General features: G+C 44.4%; 7 protein-coding genes and 1 riboswitch. All 7 genes read left to right on the top strand.

Annotated elements, in window-relative coordinates; all coding sequences use genetic code 11:
* Nucleotides 1–134: 134 nt before the first annotated feature.
* The 7 genes from UF75_RS00720 (at nucleotide 135) to UF75_RS00695 (ending at nucleotide 7,524) form a co-directional block, all read left to right on the top strand.
* Nucleotides 135–305, top strand: a complete 171-nt coding sequence (locus UF75_RS00720) for an aspartyl-phosphate phosphatase Spo0E family protein (protein ID WP_045572668.1) — start codon at nucleotides 135–137, stop codon at nucleotides 303–305.
* Nucleotides 306–501: 196 nt separating this feature from the next.
* Entirely contained in the window at nucleotides 502–1,326 is an 825-nt protein-coding gene (locus UF75_RS00715) for a 3'-5' exonuclease (RefSeq protein ID WP_045572667.1), read from the top strand.
* Between the two features lie 91 nt (nucleotides 1,327–1,417).
* Nucleotides 1,418–1,598: riboswitch (cobalamin riboswitch) on the top strand.
* A gap of 145 nt (nucleotides 1,599–1,743) precedes the next feature.
* A complete protein-coding gene (locus UF75_RS00710) occupies nucleotides 1,744–2,664 on the top strand; it encodes a phosphomethylpyrimidine synthase ThiC (protein WP_242860055.1) in 921 nt (306 codons plus the stop codon).
* Nucleotides 2,570–3,034, top strand: coding sequence for a phosphomethylpyrimidine synthase ThiC (locus UF75_RS29750; RefSeq protein WP_242860054.1), 465 nt, complete (start codon nucleotides 2,570–2,572; stop codon nucleotides 3,032–3,034). Before UF75_RS00710 ends, UF75_RS29750 begins: the two co-directional genes overlap by 95 nt.
* Nucleotides 3,035–3,201: 167 nt before the next feature.
* Entirely contained in the window at nucleotides 3,202–4,500 is a 1,299-nt protein-coding gene (gene bzaB, locus UF75_RS00705; protein WP_045572687.1) for a B12 lower ligand biosynthesis ThiC-like protein BzaB, read from the top strand.
* A 49-nt stretch (nucleotides 4,501–4,549) separates the two neighbouring features.
* Nucleotides 4,550–5,914, top strand: a complete 1,365-nt coding sequence (gene purF / locus UF75_RS00700; RefSeq protein WP_045572666.1) for an amidophosphoribosyltransferase — start codon at nucleotides 4,550–4,552, stop codon at nucleotides 5,912–5,914.
* 47 nt (nucleotides 5,915–5,961) lie between these two features.
* Complete coding sequence (locus tag UF75_RS00695; protein WP_045572665.1) at nucleotides 5,962–7,524, top strand: DUF2284 domain-containing protein; 1,563 nt, start codon at nucleotides 5,962–5,964, stop codon at nucleotides 7,522–7,524.
* Nucleotides 7,525–7,528: the final 4 nt, after the last annotated feature.

Below are 7,528 nucleotides of genomic sequence, written 5' to 3'. Positions count from 1 at the left end.
CTATAATAAAAAAAATATCGCAATTTTACCTATATCGACAAATAAATGTATATTAATGGATAATTTTTTCTTGCCATTTTATTCAAAAAGCAATAAAATTCTCCTTGGGAAATGATTTTTCAGGAGGAATCCAGGTGGAAAAGAAACTTTTGAAAAGAATTGAGGAACTTCGCAAAAGACTCAATAAATTTGGTCCAAACAAGAGTCTTATTGATAGTGAGGTAGTTGAAGTTAGTCAGCAATTAGATTGCCTACTTAACCAATACCAAAAGATTAGTAGTTATAAACAGTTAAGTTTTTGGTAATCATGAGAATAATAGCTAAAGAGACACCACAAGAAGCTTCTTGCAGGTGTCTTTATTTTTTCTACTTTGCTCCCTTATAGACTTAAGGTATCCTGATTGGCATCCTCGTGAAGGATTATGACCTAATAGGGTCGAAATTATGTGCTTTTATTGTTTGGAAGGATTATAATGAACGAGTGTAATAGAGGAGGTAGCAATGAATTATATAGTCTTCGATTTGGAATTTAATATGTTTTTTAAGTTTAAAGAAGGAGAAAATGCAAATCCCGCTCTAAAAAGCGAAATTATACAAATCGGTGCAGTTAAATTAAATGAGAAACTGGAAACGATCGGTAAATTTGATTCAATTATAAAGCCTTTGATTTATAAGAGAATTAATCCCTATGTTAAGAAGAAAACGATGATTAATACAAGGCAGGCCAGCCAAGGAACACCTTTTGTCCAAGCAATCCAGAACTTTAGTTCATGGATTGGTGAGGACTCGGTATTATGCTCCTGGGGGCATGATGATATTTTAGGATTAAGGGATAACTGTCTGTTTTTTGACTTTAATCAATTATCCTTTGACAAGTTTATAAATATTCAACAAGTTTATATGAAGTATGAGGGCCTAGCAAAACAGCCAAGTCTTGAAAGTGCCGTAGAAGGTCTAGGAATTGAAAAAACGACTCCTTTTCACGATGCATTTAGTGACGCCTTCTATACTTCAGAGATCTTTATAAAGGTCTTTAATTTTTCTAGTGGGGCAATTATTAATTGGCAAAAGGTGCAAATTGATAACGAGATAAAAATTAGAGAGTTAAAGTCTGTCCTTGATCAAGTGACTATTGTATGTCCACAATGTTCCAAATTAATTGATAAAGATAAGGAAGTTTCTAAAACAAAAAAATATTTTGCGTTTGGCTACTGTGCTGTATGTAGGTTACATATTCGACATGTTTCTAGAATCGTGAACAATAGTGGTGAGTATAACATCATCTCAAATAATTCTATATATAATACGGAAGAAGAAACTGAGTAAAGATTACTTGTCAATGGCAATTTTTTAAGAATTATTCAATAGATCAAAAAAAGACCTTGTCAACAAGACATTTATTATTTATACTATGTTTATAAAATTAATAATTACAGGTGCCTCATTAATGAGGAGAATAGGGAAGTCGGTGTAAATCCGGCGCGGTCCCGCCACTGTAAACGGGGAGTAAGAAGTATAACCACGGGGTAGTTCCCGGAAGGTGCTTCAGATGTGTTGATCCGTAAGCCAGGAGACCTGCCTGTAGTTAAGATCAAGCCTACCTTGTCGAAGAACCAAGAGTAGTGTGGATGAGATTATGGAAAAGTCTCTAGTCACTGTGTGATTAGAGACTTTTTTTATTTTTTCTCTTCCCGAAGGTTCTTTTTAAGGTAGTGACTCCAAACAGAGAAAGGAGAGTTTAGGGTGTTGACGTTAATGGAAATGGCCCAAAAAGGTCAGGAAATCCCGTTATTTACCTTGGTAGCTCAAAACGAACAGATGAATGTCCAACTTCTTATGGAACGAGTTGCTACTGGACGGATTGTTATTCCCTATAACAGTCATCACAAGCCTCAAAAACCCCAAGGCTTTGGACTAGGCCTAAGTACCAAGGTTAGTGCCAGTATTGGTCTTGCCGCAGATGAAGATAGTCTAACAGATGAATTATTTAAAGTGGGTGAGGCAATCAGGGCAGGAACCAATGCGATCATGGATTTGAGCACTGCCGGTAATATGGACGAAGCAAGGCGGACTATTATAAAAAGAGTGCCGTTGCCTTTGGGTACATTACCAGTTTATCAGGCCTTTGCTGAAGCTGTACGTACGAAGGGTTCAGCCTTAGCACTTGAACCAGACGATTTTTTCAAGGTTATGGAACGCCAAGCTGCTGATGGAGTGGATTTTATGGCTTTGCATAGTGCCCTTCACTCCGGCTTGTTTAAAACGGCTAAGGAAGACAAGCGGGTCCTAAATCTGGTCAGCCGAGGCGGGTCCTTATTGATGGGATGGATGCTTTATCATAACAAGGAAAACTTTTTGTATACTATGTTCGACCGTATCCTGGAAATTGCCAAAAAGTACGAAGTTACTTTAAGTTTAGCCGATGCTATGCGACCGGGGGCAGGTGCTGATTCATTATGTCGTTCACAGGCTGAAGAACTCGTTATTCTGGGTGAGTTGGTAAAGCGTAGTCGACAAGCAGGGGTTCAAATTATGATTAAGGGACCTGGTCACACTCCACCCAATCAAATTGCGACAACGGTTAAATTGGAAAAAACAAGTATGCCAAGGTGCTCCGTATTTTGTCTTCGGTCCGGTATCGACGGATGTAGCTCCAGGATATGATGAAATTACAGCTGCAATCGGAGGAGCTATGGCTGGTGCCGCTGGAGCAGACATTCTCTGCTATGTCACACCCGCTGAACATATAGGTTATCCCAATGCACAGGATGTCTATCGGGGAGTGGTAGCTTCACGTATTGCTGCTCATGTCGCGGATCTGGCGAAAGGGTACCCAGGCGCAGAAAATTGGGATCTTCAAATGAGTCAAGCACGACGGGAGCAGAATCTAGAGGCCCAGAAAACGTTAGCCTTAGATCAGGAAAGGCTGACGAATTTCCACTCGAGCGAAAAACCCTTCTGCAAAAAATGTGGAAAAGGTTGCGCTATGGCTGTGGCTGGCGAGTTCTTTCAAGAACTGCCGTGGGAGTGCTAAAAGCGAGGTTTGAAATTCGTGGTTCGAGGTTCGATTATCAGTAGGGACACGATGCATCGTGCCCAAAGGTAGGGATAACGAGGCCGATGCCTTGAGATCCCAAAGGTAGTTACTCGTTGTACATCGTGCCTGAATTAGGAAATAAAACAAAGAATGGAGAGATTAAAATGACTCAACTTATCAAAGCGAGACAAGGTATTATTACACCTGAGGTAGAAAGATTAGCAAAAGTTGAAGGGCTTACAGCGGATGAGTTATGTGAGAAGGTAGCGCAAGGTCGGGTTGTGATCTTAAAGAATAATCAACGCAAGAACTCAGTCGCGATCGCAGTAGGGGAAGGACTTCGCACCAAAGTAAATGCTAACATCGGAACGTCGCCGGACTGTGTGGACTTTTCAGATGAGCTTTATAAAATAAAGGTTGCCGTAGCGGCTGGTGCGGATTCCATTATGGAATTAAGTATTGGCGGAGATGTTGATGCTTTTCACCGTCAAGTACTCGATAACTTCACATTACCTGTCGGTTCTGTTCCAAGCTATCAAGGGGGCATGGAAAGTATTGCTAAGCACGGAAGCGTTGTCGGTATGACCGCTGAGGATATGTTCGAAATGATTGAACGTCAGGCAAAGCGTGGCATTGATTTTATGGCCATTCATGCTGCTTTAAACATGTCTATTATTGAACGATTAAAAAATCAAGGACGAGTCACCGATATTGTGAGTCGTGGCGGGGCCTTTTTAACAGGCTGGATGTTCCACCACGAGCAAGAAAATCCGCTCTATGCTCAATTTGATCGTGTTCTTGAAATTTGCAAAAAATACGATGTAACGCTTAGTATTGGGGATGCAATCCGACCTGGTTGTATCGAAGATTCTCTGGACCGCGCCCAAGTCCAAGGAGTGATTGTGGCAGGAGAATTGGTCCAACGAGCCCTGGAAGCGGGGGTTCAAGTCATGGTAGAAGGCCCGGGCCATGTACCAGTGGATCAAATCCCAGCAACGATCTTGCTCCAAAAACAACTTTGTCATCATGTTCCGTACTATATACTTGGCAATTTGGTCACGGATATTGCACCGGGCTACGACCATATCACAGGAGCCATCGGAGCTACAGCTGCCGCTATGGCAGGTGCAAACTTCATTTGCTATGTTACACCTGCCGAACATCTACGTTTACCAACTGCTGAAGATGTCCACGCCGGGGTAATTGCTACGCGCATTGCCACGCATGCTGCGGATATAGTGAATGGCGTTAAGGGTGCACGGGAATGGGACTTAGCCATGGCTCATGCTCGCAAAGCCTTAGATTGGGAAAAACAAATTGAATTGTCCATTGATCCTCCAACAGCTCGCCGGATTCGTGGAGAGCGTAACGAGGAGGGGGCGGAAGCCTGTTCTATGTGTGGTGGTTTCTGTGCTATGAAATTAGTTGGAGAACACTTAGGGAAAACGGGTGGAACTTGCTAAGAGCATTCAAGGAGGGTGAGGGCAATGAACTAAGGGGAGGGGGGCAAACATGTTCGAATTTGGAGAGGACAAACTGAAAGAGGAATGCGGAGTCTTTGGACTCTATGCCCCCACTTTGGATGTTGCCCGTTTAACTTACTACGGGCTCTATGCTCTGCAACACCGAGGGCAGGAGAGTGCCGGAATCGCAGTTTCAGATGGCCGAAGCATTGATGTGCATAAAGGAAAGGGCTTGGTGTCGGAAGTGTTTTCAGACCGTGTTGTGGCCTGTTTGAAGGGGAAAATGGCAATCGGACATGTTCGTTACTCCCCCACAGGTGCAAGCCTGCTTGCGAATGCTCAGCCCTTGGTGGTACACTACCAAAAAGGCATGATGGCCTTGGCTCATAATGGAAGTTTAACCAATGCCGTAACACTACGTGAAGAACTGGGAATAAACGGGGCAGTTTTCCAAACGACGATTGATAGCGAAGTGATTATTAACCTCATTACTCGCAATCGCCAAGAGTCCTTGGAAGATGCGTTGCTGAAGACCATGATGGATCTACGTGGAGCGTATGCCTTGGTTATCTTGGCAGAGGATAAACTGATCGGACTCAGGGATCCTCATGGCGTCCGTCCCTTATGTATTGGGCGGATGGGCGATGGGTATTGTTTGGCCTCAGAAAGCTGTGTTCTCGATACCACGGGTGCAGAGTTTGTGAGGGATGTGGAACCCGGTGAAATTGTGGTGATCGATGAAGAGGGGCTACACTCATACCAGGGATTTTCTAAACTAGAACGGACGTCATGTGCCTTTGAATATATCCATTTTGCCCGGCCGGACAGTACCATTGATCAGCTGAGTGTATCGGAAAGCCGACGTCGGATGGGCATTGAACTGGCTCGAGAATATCCAATTGAGGCGGATCTAGTGATTGCGGTCCCAGACTCTGCGACGACTTCTGCCCTAGGGTATGCCACAGCAATGGGGCTTCCCTTTGGGGAAGGGGTTATTAAAAACCGTTATGTCCATCGAAGCTATATTCAACCGACTCAAGAAATGCGAGAAGTGGACGTTCGTCTAAAGCTCAATGCTAATGCAAGTGTCCTGAAAGATAAGCGCGTCATTATGATCGATGATTCGATTATCCAAGGAACAACCAGTTCAAAACTGGTGGAAATGGTCAGAAAAGCAGGGGCCAAAGAAGTCCATTTTTTAATCAGCTCACCTCCGGTTGCCTATCCGTGCTTCTATGGGATTGACACGGTAAAACGAGAAAAACTCATTGCCAATCAATTAGATATAGAAGGTATTCGTGAGTTTGTTGGAGCAAATTCGCTGCACTATATCTCTGAGGAAGGCTTGCTTCGAGCACTTGGGACGGACGGTGTTTGCCTAGCTTGTTTTAATGGAGTGTATCCTCTTCCGTAACATTTCGTAACTCAATTTGAAGATCCAGTGGGGAGGGTAATAAAAAGATGGGATCAACACCCTTTTTTCGACATAGTCCCCAGGATGTAGGCCCTCAGTATTTGGAAGACTTGGCAACAGGGTACTGGTTTTCCGAGGCTCTGTTTACGGCAGTTGAATTGGAAGTCTTTACTTTGCTAGAGTCTGAAGGCATGACGACTGACGAAATGGCTGGAGCACTATTCATGCCTGTTTCAGGTCTGGAACGTTTTCTTCAGGCTCTTGGCGCAATAGGGCTAGTGGTTTGTAATGGTGAACGTTACTATAATACCAAACTTGCTAGTGACTATCTTGTCCCAAGTAAGAGTCAGTATCAAGGAGATTCGATCCTCTGGCGCAAAGGTCTTAGTCTAGGGTGGCAGGACCTTACCGAGTGTCTTAAGGCCGGCGGCAGAGTGAATTTTCCAGTCGAAGAAGAGGGTCCAGAGCGGTTTGCCCGGCGGATTCGTAAATACATCAATGCCATGGATAATATTGCCAAAACTAAGGTGGCGGAGATTCTGCCCTTCTTTGAGGGGCTTGAACTGAAGGGAGAGATACTTGATATAGGGACAGGCTCTGGGGCGATTGCCGGTGGTTTTCTGGAGAGTTTTCCTTCTTTATCGGCAACTTTAGTGGACATTCAGGAAGTCCTCAACTATACACGGGAGTTGATGGACAAGAAAGGGTTGGGGGAACGGGTTTCCTACCTGCCAAGCAATATTTTGGAACCCTGGTCCGTAACTAAGGAAGGGTTTAACCTTGTCATTCTCTCAAATATTATCCACGCCTATTCAGAAGAGGAGATTCCTCTGATCCTGGACAGAGCTGCAAATTGTCTCAAGTCGGAAGGTCTCCTAGTCATTCATGATTTCTTCCCCGAGCACTTCTCTGCCAAGGCTGCTCTGCTCGATCTGAATATGTTTATCAATACATACAATGGCAGGATCTTTTCTGGAACATGGGTAAAAGAACAATTAGCCATGTCAAAACTGTACACAACCGAGCTCATTCCTTTAGCGACGGACACTGCTCTAATCTTTGCGGCTAAGGATAAAAAGAAACTGGCGAGTCTCCGCCTGGACGAGAGAACTCGTCTGATTGCCAGGATTAAAGCGATGGGATTTGGAGAAGTTCTTCCTATCGATAAAGAAAGCATCCATGTTGCTGACTGGACGGATCTCCGCTGCCAGTATGGCTGTGATCGGTACGGACAAGGCCATTGCCCACCCAATAGTCCCACTCCCCAAAAAACGAGAGACGTGCTGCAAGACTTTTCACACGCTCTGCTTCTGGAGGGGGAACCTCCAGGAAACGTGTTTCAGAGCAGAGTTTTGGACGCCGAAAGAGAAGCCTTTCTTTCAGGATTTCATAAAGCGTTTGCTTATTGGGCCGGTCCATGTGTTCTTTGTGCTACCTGTGCTGTGGGCGCTACCGACGGGACGTGTCGCAATACACGAGATGCCAGGCCTTCTATGGAAGGAGCGGGTATCGATGTCTACGAGACCATCCGACGGGCGGGTCTTAATCTTCGGATTTTACGCGACAAGGGCGACTACGTCAAATATTTTGCCCTGTTGTTATTGGAGTGAATTA

The organism is Desulfosporosinus sp. I2 (genome assembly GCF_000960765.1).
Lineage (GTDB): Bacteria > Bacillota > Desulfitobacteriia > Desulfitobacteriales > Desulfitobacteriaceae > Desulfosporosinus.
This window is presented reverse-complemented; position numbering and strand designations above follow the sequence as displayed.

What these genes read in the sequence shown, in the direction of transcription:
- UF75_RS00715 (WP_045572667.1), top strand. Translation starts at nt 502, where the DNA reads ATGAATTATATAGTCTTCGATTTGGAATTTAATATGTTTTTTAAGTTT.
- bzaB (WP_045572687.1), top strand. Translation starts at nt 3,202, where the DNA reads ATGACTCAACTTATCAAAGCGAGACAAGGTATTATTACACCTGAGGTA.
- purF (WP_045572666.1), top strand. Translation starts at nt 4,550, where the DNA reads ATGTTCGAATTTGGAGAGGACAAACTGAAAGAGGAATGCGGAGTCTTT.
- UF75_RS00695 (WP_045572665.1), top strand. Translation starts at nt 5,962, where the DNA reads ATGGGATCAACACCCTTTTTTCGACATAGTCCCCAGGATGTAGGCCCT.